This window comes from Oceanicaulis alexandrii DSM 11625 (assembly GCF_000420265.1).
GTDB classification, from domain to species: Bacteria; Pseudomonadota; Alphaproteobacteria; order Caulobacterales; family Maricaulaceae; genus Oceanicaulis; species Oceanicaulis alexandrii.
The window spans coordinates 1,435,925-1,456,650 of record NZ_ATUP01000001.1; the positions used below are offsets into that span (position 1 = coordinate 1,435,925).

The window sequence follows — 20,726 nt, forward strand, 5'->3', positions numbered from 1 at the left end:
CCTATTCCTGTACGAGGTAGGGATCTGACATCCCCAGACCGGTGAGAACCGCCGTCTCCAGCGCTTCCATCTCGGTCGCCTCGTCTTCCTCCTGATGGTCAAACCCGTTTAAATGCAAAACGCCATGAAGCGCCAGATGCGCAGCGTGATCAATGAGTGAAAGCCCCGCCGCCTGTGCTTCGCGCGCGCATGTCTCATACGCCAGGATCACGTCGCCCGGATAGCCTTCACGGTCTGGCGCCGGGAAGGACAGCACATTGGTGGGCTTGTCCTTGTCACGAAACCGGCGATTAAGCTCATGCACGGTGGCGTCATCTGAGAACAAGATCACGGCCGCTCCGGCGCGCGGATCCTCCAGCTGACCCAGCCCGGCTTCGATGGCGGCGCGGCAGCGGTCCAGCAAGCCTTCATGCTCGCTCCAGTTCTCGGCTTCGAGAACAAATTCCACGCAATCCGCCTCAATCACCGCCTCAGACATGACCCGCCTCGTCGCTGCGCACGGCGTCATCGCGTTCATAGGCGTCCACGATGCGCGCCACCAAACCGTGCCGCACCACATCATGGCGGGTGAAGCGATGCACGGCGATCCTTTGTTCATCCTGAAGCAGGCGTAACGCATGCGGCAAGCCCGAAGGCTCCCCCCGACGCAAATCGGTCTGGGTCGGATCACCCGTCACCGCCATGCGCGAGCCTTCACCCAACCGGGTCAGGACCATGCGCATTTGAGGAATGGTGGCGTTCTGGGCCTCGTCGACGACGACAAAGGCGTTGTTGAGCGTCCGACCGCGCATGAAGGCCAGCGGAGCCACTTCGACCCGGCCCTCCTCGCGCATTTTCTCACTCAGGCGCTGACCCAGAGCGTCCCGGAGCGCATCCCAGATCGGCAGCAGATACGGATCGATCTTCTCGGTCAGGTCACCAGGCAGGAAACCCAGCCGTTCGCCGGCCTCGACCGCAGGACGGGTGATGATCAACCGGTCCACGCTGCCCAGCGCCAGTTGCGAGGCGCCATAAGCGACCGCCAGCAGCGTCTTGCCGGTGCCGGCCGGGCCGACGCCGAAGATCATGTCATAGGCGCGATCGTTTTTGAGCGATCTCACATAGCCCTGCTGACCATCGGTGCGGGCGGCGAAGCTGGCGCCCCGCGGCACCCGGATCACAGCGTCGATCTCTTCGCCGGCGTCGTCATCGGCCATCAGGCAGGCGGCTCGAGCGGCGGGCGGATCAATGGGCAGGCCTTCGCTTGCCCGGCCATAGAGCGCATTGAGCACACGACGCGCCTCGATCCGCGCTCGCGCCTCTTCGGCAGTGATCACGATCTGACCCCCGCCCGGCGCTTCAAGCTGAACCTCCAGTTCATGCTCGAGCGTGGCGAAGTTTTCGTGACCCGGCCCGGCAAGGATGCGAACGAGATCGGAATCTTCAAAATGAAGCGTTTCGGACGCCGCCCGCTTGGGGCGACGCGGTTTTGATGAGCGGCTCACGCGGCTGCGATTTCCTTTGTAATCAGACGTCCGGACAGGGCGTTCTGGCTTGCCCCTGTGATCTCCACATTGGCGATCTGACCGATGAGTTCAAGCGGGCCTTCGCAATGAACCGCCTGCAGATAGGGGCTGCGGCCTGACAATTGGCCCTCAAACCGGCCTTCGCGCTCAAACAGGACAGGCAAGGTCTTGCCGATCATGGAGCGGTTGAACGCGATCTGCTGCTCTGACAAAAGCGCCTGCAAGCGCGCCAGGCGCTCGCTTTTCACCGCTTCGTCGATCTGGTTGAACATGGCGGCGCCCGGCGTGCCGGGACGCTTGGAGTATTTGAACGAGAAGCAGGACGCGTAATTGACCTGGCGCACCAGCTCCATCGTCGCCTCGAAATCCGCATCGGTCTCGCCGGGAAAGCCCACGATCATATCGCCGGAAATGGCGATGTCGGGGCGAGCTGCGCGCAGTTTCTCGATGCTCTCGAGATAATCCGCAGCCGTGTGCGAACGGTTCATGGATTTGAGGATCTTGTCCGATCCCGCCTGCACGGGCAGGTGGAAATACGGCATCAGCTTGGGCTCGTCCGCAAAGGCCTGGATGAGATCGTCGTCCATGTCCTTGGGGTGAGAGGTGGTGAAGCGGATCCGCTCAATGCCGCCGATCTTGGCCAGATGGCGCACCAGCTGGCCAAGGCCCCAAACCCCGCCTGCGGCGTCAGCCTTCGGCGCATCGCCATGATAGGCGTTGACGTTCTGGCCCAGCAGCGTCACTTCGCGCACGCCCTTGGCGGCCAGCGCCCGTACTTCGGCGACGATCTGGTCCACCGGACGCGACCATTCCGCACCGCGGGTATAAGGCACCACGCAGAAGGTGCAGAACTTGTCACACCCTTCCTGCACGGTGACGAAGGCCGTGAAGCCCTCCACATGGCGCTCGGGTCCGGCGAGGGCGTCAAATTTCTCTTCGACCTCGAACTCGGTGTCGAGGGCTTCGCCGCGCGCGCGGTGCACATTGGCGATCAGTTCAGGCAGCTTGTGATAGGTTTGCGGGCCGACCACCAGATCAACGACCGGCGCGCGGCGCTGGATCTCCGCGCCTTCCGCCTGGGCGACGCAGCCGGCGACCGTGATGGTCATCGGCTTGCCGGTGGAGGCTTTCTCTTCCTTGAGCGGCTTCAGGCGCCCCAGCTCGGAATAGACTTTTTCAGCCGCTTTCTCGCGGATATGGCACGTGTTCAGGATCACCAGATCCGCGCCGTCGGGCTCGTCGGCGGGCTCATAGCCCAAAGGCGCCAGGACATCGCGCATGCGCTCTGAATCATAAACGTTCATCTGACAGCCGTAGGTCTTGATGAACAGGCGCTTGCGGTCTTTGTGCGTGGTGTCGGCGTCGCGAATGATATCGGTCATGGGCGGAGCCGGCCTCCCTTGCGGCGAAAGTATGTGGATAAGGGAGGACGGGTTATGGGGATAGAGTGGGGCGGATGCAAGGCGCCGCTTGACGATCCGCTGCCTGAAGCGCGGTTAACGCCCCTCTATTTGCCGTCCTCGATCTTTACGCCGTAAAGCTCGAGCCGGTGATCGACCAGCTTGTAGCCCAGGCGCTTGGCGATGGCCTCTTGCAGGCGCTCGATCTCTTCATCCATGAATTCGACCACTTCGCCGGTCTTCAGGTCAATGAGATGGTCGTGGTGGTCGTCTGAGGCTTCTTCATAGCGCGAGCGGCCGTCGCGGAAGTCATGACGCTCGATGATGCCGGCTTCTTCAAACAGGCGCACGGTGCGGTAGACGGTGGCCAGCGAAATACGCGAATCCACGTCCGAGGCGCGGCGATGCAGCTCTTCCGCATCGGGGTGGTCTTCAGCTTGCGACAGGATGCGCGCGATGACGCGGCGTTGTTCTGTCATGCGCAGACCTTTTTCCACGCAGAGCTTCTCAATCCGATCCGGCATCGCCAACTCCCTAACCTGTGGGGCGTGCGCCCCGTCCTGTCCTTGATAGCCAGCCTCGGCGGGGCGTGTCCATATGTCGCGCGACTTCGATGTCAGACCAGATCGCGCGCCAGAACCCGTGCGGCGGCCCCGTCGCGATAATATCGCTTGCGCAAGCCGATCTGACGATAGCCTGCCCCCTCATATAGGGCGCTCGCAGCCGTATTGCGCTCTGACACTTCCAGAAACAATCGCCGGGCGCCCGAACGGCGCGCCGCCGCCTCGCTTTGCGCCAGCAAGAACGCCCCGACGCCCGACCGGCGCGCATCGGGCAGAACGCCAATGGTCAAAAGCTCGCATTCCCCAGCCACCGTGCGGATCAGCGACAGGCCTTGCGGCGTCGCCTCAGACCGCGCAATCAGGCCTTTGACGCCGGATGACGCCAGCAAGCGGGCAAAGTCCGCCTCGCTCCAGGGGTCGTCAAAGCACGCGGCGTGAAGCGCAGCGAAAAGCTCCGCCGCCTCAACGCCGGCTTCAAACCCTTCAACGGCGCTCATGCCGGCGTATGGCCGCCGGGCAGTTTCGCATCCGGCGGACGCGCATAGAGCGGGGAGGGAGAGGGCGCATCATCAGGCGCAGCCTCGGTCAGCTGCAGCAGTTCGCGCAAAGGCGGCGCCGGATCGAAATGGCTCGGATCAGCGCCCACCAGTGCCGCGCCAGACCCGGTCAGATACAGCCCGCCAAAGGCTTCCATTTCATCTTGCGCGTCATGGGCGTTGCCATGGCAGATGTCCGTCACCGGACGGCCATGCGTGTAAAGTCGCCAGACCAGATCGCCGCGCCTTGCGTCATGAATGGCCATGACCGTGCGTTCGCCCTTGGGGTCGGTGCGCAGGGCCAATGCATCCAGATTGGACACGCCCAGCGCCTTCGCCCCGGTCGAGAGCGCCAGTCCGCGCGTGAACGCAACGCCCACGCGCGTGCCGGCAAACCCGCCCGGCCCCACATTCACGCCGATCCGGGTGAGAGATTGCGGGCTGACGCCGGCCTCTGATAGACAGTCCTCGACCATAGGGGCCAAGGCTTCAGCATGGCCGCGGCCGATTTCTTCAGCCCGCATCACGATTCGATCCCCGGCTTTCACCGCGCAGGCGCACCAGGGACCGATCGTGTCCACCACCAGAAAGGCGGGTTTGCTCATGGCTTACTTCATCAGCTTGGCGCCCTCGTCGAAGCTGAGCTTCGGCAAGCGCGGGAAGAGTTTCTCAGTGGTGCCGTATCCAAGATTGATCAGGAAATTGGAGCGCCAGGCGCCCATTTCGGGATCATTCTTGAAAAATTCCTCGTCGACGCCGTCCTTGTCAAAGCCTGACATGGCCCCGCAATCAAGGCCCAGCGCACGCGCCGCCATGATCAGATAGGCGCCTTGCAGCGTGCTGTTGCGGAAACCGTTTTCAAACCGGGCTTCGTCGGACTCAAACCAGTCTTTCGCTTCCGGATTGTGCGGGAAGAGCTGGGGCACTTTCTCGTGGAAGTTCCAGTCCCAGGCCAGAACCACCGTCACCGGCGCGGTGACGGTCTTTTCGATATTGGGTTCGATCAGGTGCGGTTTCAGCCGGGCCTGATGTTCACCCTGCAGGAACAGGAAACGCGCCGGAGACTGATTGGCGCTGGTCGGGCCATATTGCAGCAGCTCGTAGAGCGCGCGGATGGTCGTCTCCGACACCGGCTTGTCTTCCCACGAATAAAAGGTGCGCGCGCCGCGGAACAGCTGGTCCAGCGCGTGATCGGGCAACACCCCATGACGGTCTTCCAGGGCGAGCGGGGCTTGGGCGTCGGTCATAAATGCGGCTCCGATACGATGACAACGGGTGAATCAGCCTGAAGGCGATCAACGTGAAGATCGACCATACTTGTCTGATTTGGTTCTGAAGCGATTAAAGCACAGCCTCGACGCTGCTCACTTCAGGCACATAGTGCTTGAGCAGGTTTTCGATGCCTTGCTTGAGCGTCAGGGTCGAGGACGGGCAGCCTGCGCAGGCGCCGCGCATGTGAAGCTGCACCACGCCCGAGCCTTCATCATAGCTGTGAAAGACGATGTCGCCGCCATCGCGCGCCACGGCGGGGCGGACGCGCGTGTCGATGACATCCTTGATCTCTTTCACGATCCCGGCGGCTTCACCTTCATAAGCGGCATGGCCGTCATGCTCGGCGTCGCCAAAGAGCGCCTTGTCGCTTTCCAGGCAATCCATGATCGCGCCCAATACGGCGGGTTTGATATGGGGCCAGTCCACGCCTTCAGCCTTGGTCACAGAGATGAAGTCCTGACCGGCGAAAACGCGGATGACGCCATCAACCCGAAACAGCTCACGCGCCAGATATGAGTTTTCCGCCTCTTCCGGCGTCGCGAAATCACGCGGACCTTCCATGGAAACGGACTGGCCGGGCAGGAATTTCAGCGTATCAGGGTTCGGGGTGTCTTCGGTCTGGATAAACATATCGGGCATCCTGCGCGGGTCTGTGAACCCTTGAAATGGCCCGTGGCGCGGCGGCGTTCAACCCCAGACGAAGTAAGGGATCATGGCCTGTCAGGTCAGCGCCTTGATATCGGCGCGCGACAGATTGCCGGGCACCACCGTCACCGGAATGGTCCGGTCTTCAAACAGACCCTTGCCGCGGCCCAGCGCGCTGACCAGCGGGCCAGGGCCGTCCTTGCCGGTCGATGCGCCCAGAACGAGGATTGAAATCGCCGGGTCGGTTTCCAGCAGATCACGCAGGGCCTCGATCAGATCGCCGTCGCGCAAGATCACTTCCGGACGGGTCTCGGTGACCTCCTCGACATCCTCTGACAGGCTTTCAAGCGCCGCTTCGGCGGCTTCACGCGCTTCCGCGCGCATGGTCTCGCCCACACCCAGCCAGTGTTCGAACCCGCCTTCAGTGTCCACCACGGCCAGCACGGTGACGACCCCGCCCGTATTGCGGGCGCGGCGGGCGGCGAAATAGGCGGCGGAGCGGCTTTCTTCGGTGCCGTCAGCGATCAGAAGGAATTTACGCGGCGTGCTCATGTCTGCGACGTTGCCGCGTTCCGTCATTTCCGGCAAGAGGGCTCATGACGCAGCCCCTTGAGACACACCATCATGACTGACGCCCCGCTCGCCCAAATGACCGACCAACGCAACGCCTTGCGGCCGGCGCGGCAGGTGATTTTGTATTCTGACCGCCTTGAATGGGTGGAAGAGGGGCGGCTCGAGCGCCGGATTGCGTTGGACGCCGTCAACGGCGTGCGCCTGTCCGTGGAGATGGCGGGCGCGCAAAGCCAGGTGGTGTGCCGGGTCAGCGGCCCGTCTGGCGAGATCCTGTTTGGCAGTCGACGCGCCGTATCCTTGAGTGACTGGCAGGATAATGCGTTGGAGTTCCAGACGCTGCTGGTCGCCCTTCACGAGGCCTTGCGTCCCCGGTTCGGCACAGTGCGCTTTACGGAAGGGCAAACATTGGGCTCACGCCTGATCCTGGGCGGGGTCGGGGTGGTGATGGCCAGCATGGCGATCAGCTATATGGGCTGGATGATGCTCAATGAGCAAAGCGCCATGTTGGCGCTGGCGGGTCTGCCCTTTGCGGCGCTCGGCGGCTATCTGGCCTTCGCCTTCCGCCCCGGACGCCCTGTGCCCTACGACCCCGAAGCACTGATCACGCGCTTCACCGCCAAACCGGACGCAGGTTAGGCGAGCTTGTCTTTCAGCGCTTCGACAAACACCGCGCCCATGTCCGGGCCTTGTTCGGGATAGAGATACGGCTCGATGATCTCGAGCTCCATCACCACCAGCCCGCCGGTCAGGCCGCGCACCATGTCGACGCGAGCGTAGAGAAACTCGTCCTCGCCGGTGATGGCGCGGGCGGCGTTGAGCACCTCGCGCGCCAGAGCGAGATCCGCCTCGGACGGCTCCCAACGCACTTCGGTGGCGCCATACAGCGACTGCACCCGGTAATCGCCGGATTTGGGGCGCTTGTTGAGCGCATGGGAGAACCGCCCGCCAAAGAAGATCATCGAGTATTCGCCCTCTTCCGGCACGCCGGGCAGGAAGGGCTGGATCAGGCAGGCGCCAAGCGGCAGATCATCTGCGTCGGGCAAGGCTTCGCCCTTCTTGACCAGCGCCTGACGCCAGGCACCGCCACCCACCAGCGGTTTCACCACGATCTTGTCGCCGCCAAACCGGTCAAACCCCGCTGCAATAGCGTCCGCATCCGCCTTGTCCGCCCAGAGCGTCGGGATAGAGGGAGCGCCCGCTTCATCCAGCGCCTTGAGATAGGTTTTCTCGATGTTCCAGCGCACCAGGGCCGGGCTGTTATAAACGGGGGCGATCTCATTGAGCCGATCGAGCGTATCGAGAAAATGCTGCAGCTTGGGCGGATAATCCCACACCGTGCCCACCATGAAGCCATCATAGACCGAGGCGTCAAACGGCTGGTCCCAGATGCAGGCTTCCAGGGAGATCCCTTCCGCCGCGCACGCCTTGGACAAGGCGCCGAATTCCAGATCGAACTCGAACCAGTCGTCACGGGCGCCCGGACGATCCTTCATCATGTCGGCGGAGGTCAGAAAACAGATGCGGGTCATGGGCTTCCTCGGTCAAATGGCGCTGGCGCAATCGCTTAACCCGTCCCATAGAGGTTTTCCAGAACCCTTCTGCGGGTTGAGTTTGCCGTGCCCCCGCGGTACACGCCCCCCGATTTCAGCTGCAGGATGACCCTCACATGACCGAAACCCGCTACGACGTTCTTGGCGTCGGCAACGCCATTGTGGACGTGCTCGCGTCTGTGAATGACGCCTTCATCGAGCAACACGGTCTGGCCAAGGACGCCATGCTGCTGATTGACGAAGACCGGGCGCAGGCCCTGTATGAGGCGTTTCCGCCGGCGCAGGAAATCTCCGGCGGCTCTGCGGCCAATACGCTCGCGGGCGTGGCCAGCCTTGGCGTCCGCGGCGCCTATATCGGCAAGGTCGCTGACGACCAGCTGGGTGAAGTGTTCGCCCATGATTTGCGGTCGATCGGCGTGCATTACGACACCAAGCCGCTCAAGGACGGCCCCTCCACAGCGCGTTGCCTGATCGCTGTGCCAGAAGATGCGCGCCGGGCGATGAACACCTTCCTGGGCGCGTCCACAATGATGGATGAAGCCGATATCGACCCCGCACTGGTCCAGTCTGCGACCGTGACCTTCCTGGAAGGCTATCTGTTTGACCGCCCCGAAGCGAAAGCCGCTTTCGTGCGCGCCTCAGAAATCGCCCAGGCCGCCAACCGCCGCGTGGCCCTGACCCTGTCGGACATGTTCTGTGTGGAGCGTCACCGTGACAGCTTCCGCCATCTGGTGAAAAACCATATCGACGTGTTGTTCGCCAACGAGGCCGAGATCAAGGCGCTGTACGAAGTCGATGATTTTGAAACGGCCCTTGCGAAAGTGCGCGCAGAAACCCGCGTCGCCGCCATCACCCGCTCTGAAAAGGGCGCCGTGATCGTGTCCGGTGATGAAGAAGTGCGCGTGGACGCCGACCCCGTTGAAACCATCGTAGACACGACCGGCGCCGGCGATCAGTTCGCCGCCGGTTTCCTCGCAGGGTATTCGCGCGGCGCGGACCTTCACACCTGCGGCCGTCTGGGCGTTATCGCCGCCGCTGAAGTGATCTCGCACATGGGCGCGCGTCCGCTTGTCTCGCTGAAGGATCTGGCGGCGCAGAAAGGCGTCACGCTGGACTAGAATTCAGCCTGTACTGATCTGCAAAGTGCGTAAGACTTCATCAAGGACTCCGCCCCGGCGGGGTCCTTTTTGACTTTTCGCTTCGTCCTTAACCTGATTTTTAGCACATCAGTTCAGCCTCACGGTGTTTCGTGTGCATTCCGCACGCCTTTCGCCTGCAGCTGGGGTCCTGATGGCGCCTATCAGACACGCAATTTCCAGAGTGATGCGATCTCTGGTGATGAAGTTCACTTTGCTTTGCGGGGTGATCCTTGTCGCCGCGACGACTGCGCTCATGGCTGTCGAATACCAGCTGAAGTCCCAAGACAATAATTCGGCGGGCCTGGTCCATGCCGAGCTGATCACTGAATTGTTCACCTCCACAGCCGCCAACGCCATCGCCGTGAGTGACATTGAAGGCCTGACCAATCGTCTGCTGGCTGATTTCGGCGCGAGGCCGGACGTCAGCTCTGTCTATGTGGCCGATGTGAACGGGCGCGTCATCGCGCTCAATGGCGAAGTGCCCTACGGCGTCGGTGATCGCGCCGCCGATCATCTGGTGCAGTCCGCCATCGGCGCTGTGGACACCCGCGTTGAACGCGTGGGCGATGACATTCGCGTCGCCGAGCCTGTGTTCTTCAACGGCCGTCTGATCGGCGCGGTGGTCGCTACCGTGCCCATGTCCGCCGTGGTGACCCCGGCCATCGACATCATCATCCGCCAGCTGGTGATCGCCATAGCGGCCCTGATCGTCTTCCTGCCGCTGGTCGCGCTGATCGTGCGCAAGGCGCTGGGCCCTGTCCGCCGCCTGACTGAGGCCGCGCGTCTGGCGTCCTCACGCAAGCTGGATCTGCGTATCGAAGTGCATACCGGCGATGAGCTGGAAGTGCTGGCGAACGCCTTCAACCGCATGTTTGCGCGTCTCGACGCGTCCGTGAAGCGCGTGCATCGCCTGGCCTATGTGGACATGATCACCGAGCTGCCCAACCGCGAACGCTTCCGTAAGGAAGTCGAGCGCGTGGCGCGCGAAGCGTCTGAATCGGGTGAAGAAGGCGCGATCCTGTTTCTCGACCTCGACCGCTTCAAACGCGTCAATGACTCCCTCGGGATTGGCGAAGGCGACCGTCTGCTTGAAGCCGTCGGACGCCGTTTGCGCGAAGCCGTCCGGGGCTGGGATCTGTCTCAGGGCGATCTGACCAAGGAACCGTCCATGGTCGCACGCCTGGGCGGGGATGAGTTCACCGTCCTGCTGCCGCGCCTGCGCGACAGCGCAGACGCCGCGCGCCTGGCCCGCCGCATCGTGGATTCGGTGCGCCGCCCCTTCGAGATTTCAGGCCATCAGGTCTTTCTGGGCATTTCCGCGGGCATCGCCTGTTTCCCGCGCGACGGATCGGATCCGGAAACGCTGCTGCGTCACGCCGACCTCGCCATGGCGTCGGTGAAACGCGCCGGCGGCAATGCCTGTGAATTCTTCGAGACCTCCATGAACCAGAGCGCGTTTGAGCGACTGGTGCTGGAGAACGAGCTGCGTGAAGCCGTACGCGACGACCAGCTCGTGGTCTTCTACCAGCCCAAGATCTCCATGGTGGACGGCTCGATCGCCGGTTCAGAAGCACTGGTGCGCTGGCGCCATCCGACGGCAGGCCTGTTGTCGCCCGGCGCCTTCATCCAGGCGGCGGAAGAGTGCGGCCTGATCGGTGAAATCGGCGACTGGGTGCTGCGCCGCGCGTGCCATGAAGCCCAGCAATTGCGTGAACGCGGCCTGGATGTGCCGGTGGCTGTGAACGTCTCCGCCATGCAGTTTGAAAGCGAAGGTTTCTCCCAGACGGTGCTGGAAGCCTTGCAGGACAGCGGCTTGCCGCCTGAGTTCCTGGAGCTGGAGCTGACGGAATCCACCGCCATGCGTGAACCCGAGCGCGTGATCGAACAGATCGAACCGCTGCGCCGACTGGGCGTCACCTTCGCCATTGACGATTTCGGCACCGGGCATTCCTCCCTGTCCTATCTGACCCGCATGCCCTTTGACGTCTTCAAGATCGATCAGAGTTTCGTGCGCGATATGAGCCAGGACGAGCACGCCCGCATTGTGGTTGAAACCATCCTGGCCATGGCCAAATCCCTCAAGCTGAAGACCGTCGCCGAAGGCGTCGAAACTCATGACCAGTACCGCGCCCTGCGCGCGCTGGGCGCGACGTTGGCGCAAGGGTATCTGTTTGGCCGTCCCATGCCCTTCGCCGAGCTTGTGACCTTCGCATCTGCTGGTGGTCGGGAAAGTGTGGCCGGCTAGTTCCGGTCTCTCCCCGGATGATGCATAAATATCACTTACAAGATATTTCCACTTTTTAATTCGCTTTTCTATAAATCTGTGGCATTCTTACACCTGCAGCTGAGGGCTGCTCCTGAATGCGCGCCGTCCCCCCGACGCTTCAGGACGTCGTGACGCTCCCCCCAGCGTCATGACACCGCGTCTTCCCTGATGGACGCGAGGCGAAACGCCCGGCGACTTCACCCCAGGTCGCCGGGCGATTTTCGTTCAGCCCCACTATCATGACCGCTGTCGTCTTCCTGCAAGGCGCGTTAAACAGAGGGCATGACCGATTTTGATCCCTCCCCTTCGGACTATAGCGGCGCGGAAGACGAGATTGCGCGCCTGCTTGATGAAATCCCGCTCCTTTACAAGGCGCGCGCCTTCGCAGAATCCGTCGGCGATCCCGCCTTTTTCTCGCGCCTCGGCGAACCGCTCGATTCACGGGAACTGGCGCTGGCCCGCGCCTATCTGGATGGCCTGGGCATGCCCGAGGCCGAGCCCGCGGAGATGGGCGACTGGTCTGACGCCATTGCGGCGGCCGAAACCCTGGACCGGGACCCCTGGGCCTGGGAAGCTGAGGAAATGCAGCGCTCCGCACTGGTCGAGCGCGCACTGGAGCGGCTGGATGAACAAGCGCTTCAAGCGGCGTTGACGCTTGTCGCGTCAAAGATTGGCGAGCTCGCCAAGGAGGCCGCCGAAGCCAGCGCCTCCATGGACGACATGTTTGATGAAACCGTGATCAACGCCGCCGCTGGCGGTCTGGTTCAGGCCGCTCATGGCGCCGTGCTCGTGCTGATGGCGGAAGCGGAAGACGAAGACCCGCCGCATCCCTTCCTGGCGCGCTGGCGGCTGTATGTGCGCGGGCGCTGGCCGGTCGGCGTCGCCGGCGCCACCTACAATATCCTCTGATCTCTTCGACGCATTTTCTAGCAGGATTTCCTATGACCCCGTTCACCCTCGCCACCTGGAACATCAATTCAGTCCGCCTGCGCGCCCCGCATGTGGCCAGCTTTGTGCAACAGGCGAACCCGGACGTGATCGCCCTGCAGGAGATCAAATGCCTGCCTGATCAGTTTCCGCGCGCAGCCTTTGAGGAGATGGGCTTTCCCCATCTGCATATCGTCGGCCAGAAAGGCCTGCACGGCGTCGCCATCGCGTCTCGCACCCCGATCGAGGCCTTGGATCAGGACCCGCTGTGCCCGCGCGGCGAAGCGCGCTTTCAGCGGGTGCAAGTGAACGGGGTCGAGCTGCAGAACTATTACATTCCTGCCGGTGGCGACGAACCTGACCCCGAGATCAATCCCCGCTTCAAGCACAAGCTGGACTTTCTGGACCGGCTCAAGGGCTATGCCGCGGATCGCGCCAAGGAAAACGCGCCCATCGTCATGGTCGGCGATTTCAACATCGCCCCGCGCGAACATGATGTGTGGTCGCACAAACAGCTTCTGAAAGTCGTCTCGCACACCCCGGTCGAAGTGGAAGCGCTGAACGCCTGGATGCAAGCGGGCGAGTATGTCGACGTTGCGCGCGAACTGATTGACGAACCCGAAAAGCTCTTCACCTGGTGGAGCTACCGCAGCAAGGACTGGCGCGCTTCAAATCGCGGCCGGCGCCTCGACCATATCTGGGTCAGTCCGGCGCTGAAGGACGCGGCCCTCAAAGACGGGCGCGACAGTTTCAGGATCTGGGACGAGGCCCGCGACTGGGAGAAGCCCTCAGATCACGCGCCGGTGACCCTGCGGCTAGGATAGAATAGTTAATAAATCTTAATTCAACTGAGTATAAACAATACCGAATAAGCATATGAATTACCATTGCAGCTTTGATGAATCTCTCAACAGTCAAACCGACTGTGGAGGAAAGCATGCAAGAACACGATCGGGCGGAACGTCTGGACTTTCTGGGGTTTGACACGCCGACGCGAGAGGCCTTGTCTCAGTGTCGTCCAACCATTGAAGAAGTTTTGCCTGGCGCATTGTCCGCTTTCTACAACGTCATAAAGTCGACGCCCGCGGCTGCACGCTTCTTCACAGATGAAGATCACATGGACAGCGCCAAGGGGCGTCAGCAGGCGCACTGGATGTCCATCGTCTCCGGTCGCTTTGACAGCTCCTATTTCGAAGGTGTTCGCAGGATCGGGCTTGCTCACAGCCGGCTTGGGCTTGAACCGCGTTACTATATCGGCGGCTACGCCCATCTGGCCTCCGCTCTGATCAGAGCGGTCGCCAAGTCCCAAAGCGCCGGGATCATGGGGCTTCGTCCGCGCCAGACTGAAGTGCTGGACAACCAACTGGACGCCTTGGTCAAAGCCATCTTCCTGGACATGGAACTGGCGGTTTCCTTGTACCTTGAAGAAACCGAAGCCAACGCAGCGCGCGAGAGACATGAGCTCGCATCGCAGTTCGAGCAAAATGTCGGCAATCTGGTCGGCACGCTTACATCCGTCTCGGAAACAATTGGCGACGCCTCACAGAAAGTTGCGTCCACGGTCGAAGCCACTCTTGAACGGGCCGTGAGCGCGGCTTCCGGCGCAGAAGAATCCGCCGCCAGCGTTCGAGCCGTCGCCGCGGCCTCGCATCAGATGGAATCTGCGACGCGCGAAATCGCAGAACGCGCAAACAGCCAAAGCGACATCGCCCGGAAAGCAGAGCAGCTCGCCACAACTGCGGTCACAGACATAGAACGTCTCAATCAGGCGGCGTCACAGATCGGCGGCGTCGTCACCTTGATCCAGCAAATTGCAGAGCAAACCAATCTGCTGGCGCTTAACGCCACTATTGAAAGCGCGCGCGCCGGGGAGGCCGGCAAAGGGTTCGCCGTCGTCGCCCAGGAAGTTAAAACGCTGGCCAATCAAACCGCAAAAGCCACTGACGAAATTGGCGGTGAAATCGCTGAGATCCAGGCTGCGACCGGCACTGTCGTGGAAGCGATGTCGCTCATCAAGGACACCATTTCCAAGATCTCTGAAACGTCTATGGGAATTGGCGCAGCCGTCGAAGAGCAAGCCAGCGCCACCACCGAGATTACACGCAGCTCAACGAGCGCCGCTCAGGGTAATGAAGCGGTCGCCTCCGCGTCCTCGGACATGGAGAAAGCCGCCAGAGACGCATCGATTTCCGTCGACGTTATGACCTCGGCGGCGACGGAGGTGCAGACGTGTTCGTCCAGCCTGTCTGAGTCCGTGGAGCAGTTTCTCTCCACAATGAGAGTGAGGGGCTAGGCATCGTTCATGGCCTTATCCCAACTCATCTACACCTCTTATCCCAGCTTTCCGATCCGCCCCGGCTCGCTCACAGGTCCGTTGGGAGAGATCATGAATGCGGGACGCGATCACAATTCTCGCAATCAGATCAGTGGCATTCTGGGCGTCGAGGTGAACCGCTTCTTTCAGATTCTTGAAGGTCCGACCGCCAAAGTCAAAGAAACCTTTGAACGAATCCAGCATGATAAAAGGCATTTTGGCGTTCAACTCAAACACTTCGACGAGCTTGAAGAGAGAACCTTCAAAGACTGGTCTATCGGCTTCGCCGCTCCTGCATATCTGCCCGCTTGGGAACCCGCCCAGATCGACTTTGATACGGTGAGCGTTCAAACCATCATCAATCGCGGGCGCCTGCTGCGACGCCATGGCGTTATCGCGGAAGCGGGTCTGGAAACCCCTAGCGCATCAGGATTCTGAAATCACCGACTTCGCGAATGGTGTCTTCATAAACATGCTGTTTGATCAGTCGATGATGGCTATGAAGCGCTGTTCCGCCCTGGTCATCCGGGATCGCAGTTGAAACAGCCTGATAATACGCCTCGCCATGTGGCGTGCTTGACCGCCAGGTATTTTCAACCAGAAGCACTTCTCCATTGAAAGCGCCCACCTGCCTGAGACGCTGGAAATGATCATCTGCGTCTTCACCTAATACGCCGTCCAGCCGATCTCCGGGCTCAACCAGGGCGTAACTCCCCCCTAGCGCTCTGAACCCTTTTGAAAATTCAATGAGCTCGACTTCATTTCCCCTGCCCCGGATCAAGCTCACAAGCGTCGGAGACATGCGCACAGTCAGGCGCCACCGATCAAAGGAATACTGGAACCGGACATCTTCGAGCAACCGCATGATCCGGGCATGCAGGTGAAAGGATGGCTGCTGGGCGCCGGTTTCAATTCTGGAATAATGAGCTTGGCTAATGCCGAGTTGTTCCGCCACCGATGCTTGTTTGGCGCCCGTCTCTCGCCGGAACGCCTGCAACAGTTTTCCAACCTCGGTATCTTCCGATTTAATCAAGCACCACCCCCCTGTTTTTCTAGGAGTGATGTGGTCTAAAGACCTACAATCTCAAGGTATTTAATATACACAAAATTAATGTGGATTACAGAACCTTAATGTAAGGCGCTCGTGGGCGCTATCCCGCATATCCCCGCCTCAAGCCCCTGAAGGCGCTCTGGAATTCAATGATTCTCATTCGCGTCATGCTGGCGGTGCCTGTCACCGGCTCAGCACCGCTGCATGTCGCTCTCTGACTACATCTGCAACCTGTAGCCCCCACTCTCGGTTATCAGCAGCCGGGCGTGCTGGGGGTCGGGCTCTATCTTTTGACGTAGCCGATAGACATGGGTTTCCAGCGTGTGGGTGTTGGCTTCGCGGTGATACCCCCAGACCTGATCAAGCAATTCCTCACGCGCCACAGGCTGCCCCCCGGCTCGATACAGGTATTTGAGAATATTGGTTTCTTTCTCGGTCAGACGCGTCTTTCTGTCCTCACCATCCACTAAAAGCTTCATGCTTGGTTTGAAGCGATAGGGGCCAACCTGCAGCACGGCGTCTTCGCTTTGCTGATGCCGGCGTAATTGCGATTGCACGCGCTCGAGCAGCACCACGAAGCTGATCGGCTTGGCCAGGAAATCATCCGCGCCAGAGCGTAAACCCAGCACGTGATCGGCGTCGCCGGACTGGGCGGTGAGCAGAATGATCGGGGTGTTTACGCCGTCCTTGCGCAAATGGCGGCAGGCTTCGCGGCCATCCATGTCGGGCAGGCCCACATCAAAAATGATGATGTCCACCGGCTCGGATCGAGCAAGCTCCATGCCCGGTTTGGCGGCGTCGGCGGTGAGCACCTTGAAATCATCTTCAAAGCTGAACTGCTCGGCCAGGGCTTCGCGCAGATCGTCATCATCATCAACCAGAAGGATCGTTTTCTTGTTCGTCATGGCTTTGTCTCCAGTCGGGCGAGGCCCGGCAAACTGCGCCCACCGGCCGCATTTCGCCCGGTAAGCCTTGCCCGTCCGCACCCGTTTGCGCAACGTCTAACGCGCAATCTCAATACAAGGCGGGTGTACTCCAAACGGCGTGAAACTTGCCTGACGCCTTTGTGAGCCTTGCGAATTTTTTCGTGAGGCCGCCCGCCGTGGTGGGGGAGGCGAACGGGGTACGCTATCGCGTTGTCAAAAGGCGAAACGCACCCCGTCGCCGACCCTCTTACGGCGCCCATACTCCGTTTCACATACGTGTTAGTCCGTGCACAGGCTGGAGATCTTGAATGACGGTGTATAGCGCAAGCGCGCGACAGGCCGCTCTGGCCGGCCCTGAATTTGACGCCCCGTGCGCTTTGGGACGCTCAGGCGTGATCGCCGCCGAACTCAAATCTGAAGGCGACGGCGCCAGTCCGATCGGGCGATGGCGGGTGCGCCGCGCCTATTGGCGGGCTGACCGCATCGACAAGCCTGAGACCGCGCTGGTGATCGATCCGATCCGGCCTGATGACGGCTGGTGCGATGCGGCGTCAGATCCGGCCTATAACCTGCCTGTGCGTCTGCCTTATCCGGCGTCGTGTGAGACGATGACGCGTGAAGACGGGCTGTATGATCTGGTGGTGGTGCTCGGACATAATGACGATCCGCCCCAGCCTGACGCCGGCTCCGCCATCTTCCTGCATTGCGCCTCGCCCGAGTTCAAACCCACAGAGGGCTGCGTCGCGATTGCGCGCGATCAGCTTGTAGAGCTTGTGGGCTTTTTGACGACGAACGACTGGATCGAGATCGCGCCCTAGGCCTTGACCCGCTCGCCAAACAGCGCCGAGCCCACGCGGACCGATGTCGCGCCCAGACGCACGCCCAGCTCGAAATCCGAACTCATCCCCATGGACAGCTTTGTGACCGCGGCACGCTCGGCCAATTTGGACAACAGGGCGAAATGGGGCGCTGCGGGCTCTTGCACGGGCGGAATGCACATCAGCCCTTCGACGGGCAGATCGAGATCTCGGCGGCAATGGCGCACGAAATCAACGCACTCCCCCACCGCAAGGCCCGCTTTCTGGGGTTCGTCACCGGTATTGACCTGCACATAAAGCGAAGGCCGGCGGCCGGTTTTCTCCATCGCCTTTACCAAGGCGCCCGCCAGCTTCTCGCGATCCAGCGTTTCGATGACGTCAAACAGGGCGCAGGCGTCTTCCGCCTTATTGGTCTGAAGCGGTCCGATGAGGCGCAACTCCAGATCCGGGTAGGCTGTACGGCGATCGCTCCAGCGGGCTTGCGCCTCCTGCACCCGGTTCTCACCAAAAATGCGCTGACCTGTGGCCAGCATGGCGTCGATCCGCTCATCAGGCTGGACCTTGGAGACGGCGACCAGATCAATCGCATCGTCGGAGCGCCCCGCCTGCTTGGCCGCTTTGGCGATACGGGTCAAAATCTCGGCGCGCGCTGCGGCGATGCCGTCAATGGAAGTGGGATAAAGGTCTGTCATGGCGATGACTGGGTATGACGACACAGCCCGTCTGGCAAGGCTGGCGGACGCACTGGAGGGCCCGCGAGCGGGTTTGCCGGGCCTGTTTTGCTTCACCGATCCCAACCGCACGCCCGATTTGAAAGCTCTCGCCCACGCGCTTCCAGAACAAGCAGGCCTGATTCTGAGGCTGTTCGGCCGGGACGACCTCCACGCGCAAGCCGTAGAACTGGTGACAATCCAACACGATAAAGGTGGGCTGTGCCTGATCGCGGCGGAACCTGATCTGGCTGCAGAGGCCGGGGCTGACGGCGTCCACTGGCCGGAACGCTGGCTGACCGGCGCCAATGTCAGACGCTCACACGGGCTGATCTCCACCAGCGCGCATACCCCCTCAGCCCTGCGCCGCGCTCAGACGCTGGCGGATCTCGCCTTCGTTTCCACAGCGTTTCACTCCCACAGCCCCAGCGCCACTCGCCCGATGGGCGCGTTCAGGCTGTCCGCCTTCGCACGTCATGCTGAAATGCCTGTTTATGCGCTTGGCGGCGTCAACCTACGCACCATCAAACGGCTAAAGGGCTTGGGGATTTCAGGAATTGGCGCAGTGGGCGCCGTGTCAGGCGAGACGCAAACCTAGAAGCGGAAGGCGGACTCGAACCGGATTTCCGGCGCTTTGTCCTCGCCGTTTTCTCCAAACACCTGCTCTTCAGGAGAGGTGAACCGCACCTCGCCGCCAAAGCGGAAATGGTCCGAAAACTCGATAAAAGCGCCAGCGCTGAAGTCTTCCAGGTCGACGCCCTGATCACCGCGCGCCGGCGCGGTGTATCCCAGCGTCACACCCCAGCGATCGCCCGCTTGGAGCTGAAATTCGTCAGACGGCTGGGCCCAGACCGACCGCGTGGCCGACGGCGCAAGCGTAAACCGCTCATACCAGGGCAGCGCAGAAGCCGAACCGCGATCATCAATGACGGTTGGGCGAGACGGCAGGTCCACCGGATCAGACATCACAGCGTCGGGCGCCGCATCCAGGGCGTCAAATGTCCGTAGAGACAGCGTGAACGGCTCAAGCACAGGGGCCAGGCTGGCGCCCCCGGTCAAGGCGAACGCATTGTCGGAATTGGACTCTTGCGCATACGCCGTCGTGCCGGCGCAAAGAGCGCCGGTGCACAGCAGTGTCGCAAGGAGCGTCTTGAAACGCATCAGTCCATCCAATCAAATTCAAACTCAAACATAGCGTAGCCCTGTGACGCTTGTAAGGCGCCGGAAGAGGCCGACCGTCACAATCCGCATTGAGCGTGTCAAAAACGCAACCCTGTCTCTACAAGCACTTGAACGCTGTCACGATCCGCGCCGTTCGCACGTTCACGCACCGTCATGAGCCCAACTCCCAATAACCCGTTCGCGCCAACCAGCCGGGACGCGCCGATGAGCGCGCTGACACTCTCGGCGCCTACCAATTCAGACCGGCCATACCCAAGCTCGGCGCCATAGACCCAGTCGCCTTGTTCATACGCCAACCCAAAGCCAAAACTGTCGTATTCAGCGTCCAGATAGCCGTCTGACCCAGTCAGACCAGACATGTTGAGCGTCAGATCGCCCGCCTGGCGCACCACGTCCGCCCGCAACAGCCAGGGATTATCGAACAGGCCTGCGACCGGACCTTCCGCCTGCGCGGATTCATACCCCAGTGATGCGCTCCACCGCACGCCGGTTGACGGCGAGCGCCGGTCAAAACTGGCGGCCAGCGACCAGATCGCGCTCAAATCGGCACGCAGAACCTCAGGTCCGGCCGGATGACAACCCTGCGCACAGGGGTCACTGTCTGGCGCAAAGGATGCTGACATCCTCAGACCCACAAGGCGTTGCGTTTGAACCGACACAGTCGGCGCTGCATCCGCCAATGTCAGCCCGGTATCCGCCAGATTCAGACCGCTCAGGTCAAACAGCCCGCCCTGAGCGCGGGTCAGGCGAAACGTGTGCAGCGGCTCAGACGCTTCCAACTCTGCAGCAGTCTCGCCCAATCCGGCGCGAAGTTTCACCCATTGTGTCTGAAGATAGAGCTGCGCCTGTTCAGCGATGAACCGCGCACTGGCGTCATCAAGCCCCGCATCGCCTGACAAGCCCGTCAACAGACCCGCAACAGGGCGCCCTGAGACTTCGGGTCCGATCAACCCGGAACGCGCCAAGCCGCGCCGCCCGTCCGAGCTGGTCAGACGCGCTTCAAGCTCGATTCCATAGCGCCAGGCTTGCTCTGTGAGGGTTTCACTGGAGCCGCGCAGCGTCAGATCGGCGTAAGGCGAGTCTTTTCGAACTGCGGATTCTCCGACCCCGACGACGAGATCAACATCCGCTTCAAACTCAAAATGTGTTTCAGAAAGAAAAGATGGGCGCGCCGGAGCATCCTGGCTCCAGGCTGATGTCGGCGCGGCCACGAGCCCGCCTGAGAAGACGCCTAAAATCAGCGCCTTACGGAAACAGGTCATAACTCGTGGCCTCGCCGAACGGCCCCGTCCCCCCGGACGTGCCCTTGTTTTCTCCGCCTAACCCATGCTGACCGTCAAGCTGACAGG

At 61.5% G+C, this 20,726-nt stretch carries 24 protein-coding genes; 9 read left to right on the plus strand and 15 right to left on the minus strand.

The genetic code is table 11. From position 1 onward, the window contains the following. Position 1: 1 nt before the first annotated feature. From ybeY to G405_RS0107075, 9 genes are all read right to left on the minus strand, one after another. The gene (ybeY, locus tag G405_RS0107035; RefSeq protein ID WP_022700809.1) at positions 2-478 is read right to left on the minus strand and encodes an rRNA maturation RNase YbeY; all 477 of its coding nucleotides are present in this window, start codon (positions 476-478) and stop codon (positions 2-4) included. After that, positions 471-1,484 carry a PhoH family protein gene (locus tag G405_RS0107040; RefSeq protein WP_022700810.1) on the minus strand — a complete coding sequence of 338 codons (1,014 nt, stop codon included), beginning with the start codon at positions 1,482-1,484 and terminating at the stop codon, positions 471-473. The genes ybeY and G405_RS0107040 overlap by 8 nt, the downstream gene beginning before the upstream one ends. Then, entirely contained in the window at positions 1,481-2,887 is a 1,407-nt protein-coding gene (miaB, locus tag G405_RS0107045; RefSeq protein ID WP_022700811.1) for a tRNA (N6-isopentenyl adenosine(37)-C2)-methylthiotransferase MiaB, read from the minus strand. The genes G405_RS0107040 and miaB overlap by 4 nt, the downstream gene beginning before the upstream one ends. A gap of 125 nt (positions 2,888-3,012) precedes the next feature. Further along, positions 3,013-3,429: a Fur family transcriptional regulator gene (locus G405_RS0107050; protein WP_028284606.1), complete on the minus strand. Its 417-nt coding sequence runs from the start codon at positions 3,427-3,429 to the stop codon at positions 3,013-3,015. 92 nt (positions 3,430-3,521) lie between these two features. After that, positions 3,522-3,965, minus strand: a complete 444-nt coding sequence (locus G405_RS0107055; protein ID WP_022700813.1) for a GNAT family N-acetyltransferase — start codon at positions 3,963-3,965, stop codon at positions 3,522-3,524. After that, a complete protein-coding gene (gene tsaB / locus G405_RS0107060) occupies positions 3,962-4,609 on the minus strand; it encodes a tRNA (adenosine(37)-N6)-threonylcarbamoyltransferase complex dimerization subunit type 1 TsaB (RefSeq protein WP_022700814.1) in 648 nt (215 codons plus the stop codon). Before tsaB ends, G405_RS0107055 begins: the two co-directional genes overlap by 4 nt. A 3-nt stretch (positions 4,610-4,612) precedes the next feature. Further along, the gene (locus G405_RS0107065; protein ID WP_022700815.1) at positions 4,613-5,251 is read right to left on the minus strand and encodes a malonic semialdehyde reductase; all 639 of its coding nucleotides are present in this window, start codon (positions 5,249-5,251) and stop codon (positions 4,613-4,615) included. 94 nt (positions 5,252-5,345) lie between these two features. Further along, positions 5,346-5,906 (minus strand): NifU family protein, encoded by a 561-nt coding sequence (locus G405_RS17275; RefSeq protein ID WP_028284608.1) that lies wholly within the window; start codon positions 5,904-5,906, stop codon positions 5,346-5,348. Positions 5,907-5,996: 90 nt separating this feature from the next. Beyond that, positions 5,997-6,500, minus strand: coding sequence for a universal stress protein (locus G405_RS0107075; protein WP_022700817.1), 504 nt, complete (start codon positions 6,498-6,500; stop codon positions 5,997-5,999). A gap of 45 nt (positions 6,501-6,545) precedes the next feature. On the opposite strand from G405_RS0107075, the gene G405_RS0107080 reads away from it, so the two are divergent. Continuing rightward, positions 6,546-7,130 (plus strand): hypothetical protein, encoded by a 585-nt coding sequence (locus tag G405_RS0107080; RefSeq protein ID WP_022700818.1) that lies wholly within the window; start codon positions 6,546-6,548, stop codon positions 7,128-7,130. Here the strand turns inward: G405_RS0107080 and G405_RS0107085 are convergent. Next, positions 7,127-8,023, minus strand: a complete 897-nt coding sequence (locus G405_RS0107085; RefSeq protein WP_022700819.1) for an ATP-grasp domain-containing protein — start codon at positions 8,021-8,023, stop codon at positions 7,127-7,129. The two genes, G405_RS0107080 and G405_RS0107085, sit on opposite strands and share 4 nt — an antisense overlap. Before the next feature lie 137 nt (positions 8,024-8,160). Here G405_RS0107085 and G405_RS0107090 point away from each other — a divergent pair, with 137 nt between their 5' ends. From G405_RS0107090 to G405_RS16450, 6 genes are all read left to right on the plus strand, one after another. After that, positions 8,161-9,162: an adenosine kinase gene (locus G405_RS0107090; protein WP_022700820.1), complete on the plus strand. Its 1,002-nt coding sequence runs from the start codon at positions 8,161-8,163 to the stop codon at positions 9,160-9,162. A 220-nt stretch (positions 9,163-9,382) separates the two neighbouring features. Continuing rightward, positions 9,383-11,428, plus strand: a complete 2,046-nt coding sequence (locus tag G405_RS0107095) for a putative bifunctional diguanylate cyclase/phosphodiesterase (RefSeq protein ID WP_233346049.1) — start codon at positions 9,383-9,385, stop codon at positions 11,426-11,428. A 303-nt stretch (positions 11,429-11,731) separates the two neighbouring features. Then, the gene (locus tag G405_RS0107100) at positions 11,732-12,358 is read left to right on the plus strand and encodes a hypothetical protein (protein WP_022700822.1); all 627 of its coding nucleotides are present in this window, start codon (positions 11,732-11,734) and stop codon (positions 12,356-12,358) included. A gap of 32 nt (positions 12,359-12,390) precedes the next feature. Beyond that, positions 12,391-13,200, plus strand: coding sequence for an exodeoxyribonuclease III (xth, locus tag G405_RS0107105; RefSeq protein WP_022700823.1), 810 nt, complete (start codon positions 12,391-12,393; stop codon positions 13,198-13,200). Positions 13,201-13,313: 113 nt separating this feature from the next. Next, positions 13,314-14,669 carry a globin-coupled sensor protein gene (locus G405_RS0107110; protein ID WP_022700824.1) on the plus strand — a complete coding sequence of 452 codons (1,356 nt, stop codon included), beginning with the start codon at positions 13,314-13,316 and terminating at the stop codon, positions 14,667-14,669. Positions 14,670-14,678: 9 nt separating this feature from the next. Next, positions 14,679-15,128, plus strand: a complete 450-nt coding sequence (locus G405_RS16450) for a BLUF domain-containing protein (protein WP_022700825.1) — start codon at positions 14,679-14,681, stop codon at positions 15,126-15,128. On the opposite strand, the gene G405_RS0107120 is transcribed toward G405_RS16450, so the two are convergent. Further along, positions 15,109-15,723, minus strand: coding sequence for a helix-turn-helix domain-containing protein (locus G405_RS0107120; RefSeq protein WP_028284611.1), 615 nt, complete (start codon positions 15,721-15,723; stop codon positions 15,109-15,111). The genes G405_RS16450 and G405_RS0107120 overlap by 20 nt on opposite strands. Before the next feature lie 236 nt (positions 15,724-15,959). Next, positions 15,960-16,646 carry a response regulator transcription factor gene (locus G405_RS0107125; protein ID WP_022700827.1) on the minus strand — a complete coding sequence of 229 codons (687 nt, stop codon included), beginning with the start codon at positions 16,644-16,646 and terminating at the stop codon, positions 15,960-15,962. Between the two features lie 329 nt (positions 16,647-16,975). Here G405_RS0107125 and G405_RS0107130 point away from each other — a divergent pair, with 329 nt between their 5' ends. Next, entirely contained in the window at positions 16,976-17,485 is a 510-nt protein-coding gene (locus G405_RS0107130) for a L,D-transpeptidase family protein (protein WP_022700828.1), read from the plus strand. Here G405_RS0107130 and G405_RS0107135 read toward each other — a convergent pair. After that, positions 17,482-18,177, minus strand: coding sequence for a YggS family pyridoxal phosphate-dependent enzyme (locus tag G405_RS0107135; protein ID WP_022700829.1), 696 nt, complete (start codon positions 18,175-18,177; stop codon positions 17,482-17,484). The genes G405_RS0107130 and G405_RS0107135 overlap by 4 nt on opposite strands. Here G405_RS0107135 and G405_RS0107140 point away from each other — a divergent pair. Then, positions 18,176-18,793, plus strand: coding sequence for a thiamine phosphate synthase (locus tag G405_RS0107140; RefSeq protein WP_022700830.1), 618 nt, complete (start codon positions 18,176-18,178; stop codon positions 18,791-18,793). The genes G405_RS0107135 and G405_RS0107140 overlap by 2 nt on opposite strands. Here the strand turns inward: G405_RS0107140 and G405_RS0107145 are convergent. Beyond that, positions 18,790-19,356: an NtrZ family periplasmic regulatory protein gene (locus tag G405_RS0107145; protein ID WP_156861410.1), complete on the minus strand. Its 567-nt coding sequence runs from the start codon at positions 19,354-19,356 to the stop codon at positions 18,790-18,792. The genes G405_RS0107140 and G405_RS0107145 overlap by 4 nt on opposite strands. A gap of 98 nt (positions 19,357-19,454) precedes the next feature. Beyond that, positions 19,455-20,639 carry a porin gene (locus tag G405_RS0107150; protein ID WP_022700832.1) on the minus strand — a complete coding sequence of 395 codons (1,185 nt, stop codon included), beginning with the start codon at positions 20,637-20,639 and terminating at the stop codon, positions 19,455-19,457. Positions 20,640-20,726 lie beyond the last annotated feature (87 nt).

What these genes read in the sequence shown, in the direction of transcription:
- ybeY (WP_022700809.1), bottom strand. Translation starts at nt 478, where the DNA reads ATGTCTGAGGCGGTGATTGAGGCGGATTGCGTGGAATTTGTTCTCGAA.
- miaB (WP_022700811.1), bottom strand. Translation starts at nt 2,887, where the DNA reads ATGACCGATATCATTCGCGACGCCGACACCACGCACAAAGACCGCAAG.
- G405_RS0107050 (WP_028284606.1), bottom strand. Translation starts at nt 3,429, where the DNA reads ATGCCGGATCGGATTGAGAAGCTCTGCGTGGAAAAAGGTCTGCGCATG.
- G405_RS0107055 (WP_022700813.1), bottom strand. Translation starts at nt 3,965, where the DNA reads ATGAGCGCCGTTGAAGGGTTTGAAGCCGGCGTTGAGGCGGCGGAGCTT.
- tsaB (WP_022700814.1), bottom strand. Translation starts at nt 4,609, where the DNA reads ATGAGCAAACCCGCCTTTCTGGTGGTGGACACGATCGGTCCCTGGTGC.
- G405_RS0107065 (WP_022700815.1), bottom strand. Translation starts at nt 5,251, where the DNA reads ATGACCGACGCCCAAGCCCCGCTCGCCCTGGAAGACCGTCATGGGGTG.
- G405_RS17275 (WP_028284608.1), bottom strand. Translation starts at nt 5,906, where the DNA reads ATGTTTATCCAGACCGAAGACACCCCGAACCCTGATACGCTGAAATTC.
- G405_RS0107075 (WP_022700817.1), bottom strand. Translation starts at nt 6,500, where the DNA reads ATGACGGAACGCGGCAACGTCGCAGACATGAGCACGCCGCGTAAATTC.
- G405_RS0107080 (WP_022700818.1), top strand. Translation starts at nt 6,546, where the DNA reads ATGACTGACGCCCCGCTCGCCCAAATGACCGACCAACGCAACGCCTTG.
- G405_RS0107085 (WP_022700819.1), bottom strand. Translation starts at nt 8,023, where the DNA reads ATGACCCGCATCTGTTTTCTGACCTCCGCCGACATGATGAAGGATCGT.
- G405_RS0107090 (WP_022700820.1), top strand. Translation starts at nt 8,161, where the DNA reads ATGACCGAAACCCGCTACGACGTTCTTGGCGTCGGCAACGCCATTGTG.
- G405_RS0107095 (WP_233346049.1), top strand. Translation starts at nt 9,383, where the DNA reads ATGAAGTTCACTTTGCTTTGCGGGGTGATCCTTGTCGCCGCGACGACT.
- G405_RS0107100 (WP_022700822.1), top strand. Translation starts at nt 11,732, where the DNA reads ATGACCGATTTTGATCCCTCCCCTTCGGACTATAGCGGCGCGGAAGAC.
- xth (WP_022700823.1), top strand. Translation starts at nt 12,391, where the DNA reads ATGACCCCGTTCACCCTCGCCACCTGGAACATCAATTCAGTCCGCCTG.
- G405_RS0107110 (WP_022700824.1), top strand. Translation starts at nt 13,314, where the DNA reads ATGCAAGAACACGATCGGGCGGAACGTCTGGACTTTCTGGGGTTTGAC.
- G405_RS16450 (WP_022700825.1), top strand. Translation starts at nt 14,679, where the DNA reads ATGGCCTTATCCCAACTCATCTACACCTCTTATCCCAGCTTTCCGATC.
- G405_RS0107125 (WP_022700827.1), bottom strand. Translation starts at nt 16,646, where the DNA reads ATGACGAACAAGAAAACGATCCTTCTGGTTGATGATGATGACGATCTG.
- G405_RS0107130 (WP_022700828.1), top strand. Translation starts at nt 16,976, where the DNA reads ATGACGGTGTATAGCGCAAGCGCGCGACAGGCCGCTCTGGCCGGCCCT.
- G405_RS0107140 (WP_022700830.1), top strand. Translation starts at nt 18,176, where the DNA reads ATGGCGATGACTGGGTATGACGACACAGCCCGTCTGGCAAGGCTGGCG.
- G405_RS0107135 (WP_022700829.1), bottom strand. Translation starts at nt 18,177, where the DNA reads ATGACAGACCTTTATCCCACTTCCATTGACGGCATCGCCGCAGCGCGC.
- G405_RS0107145 (WP_156861410.1), bottom strand. Translation starts at nt 19,356, where the DNA reads ATGCGTTTCAAGACGCTCCTTGCGACACTGCTGTGCACCGGCGCTCTT.
- G405_RS0107150 (WP_022700832.1), bottom strand. Translation starts at nt 20,639, where the DNA reads ATGACCTGTTTCCGTAAGGCGCTGATTTTAGGCGTCTTCTCAGGCGGG.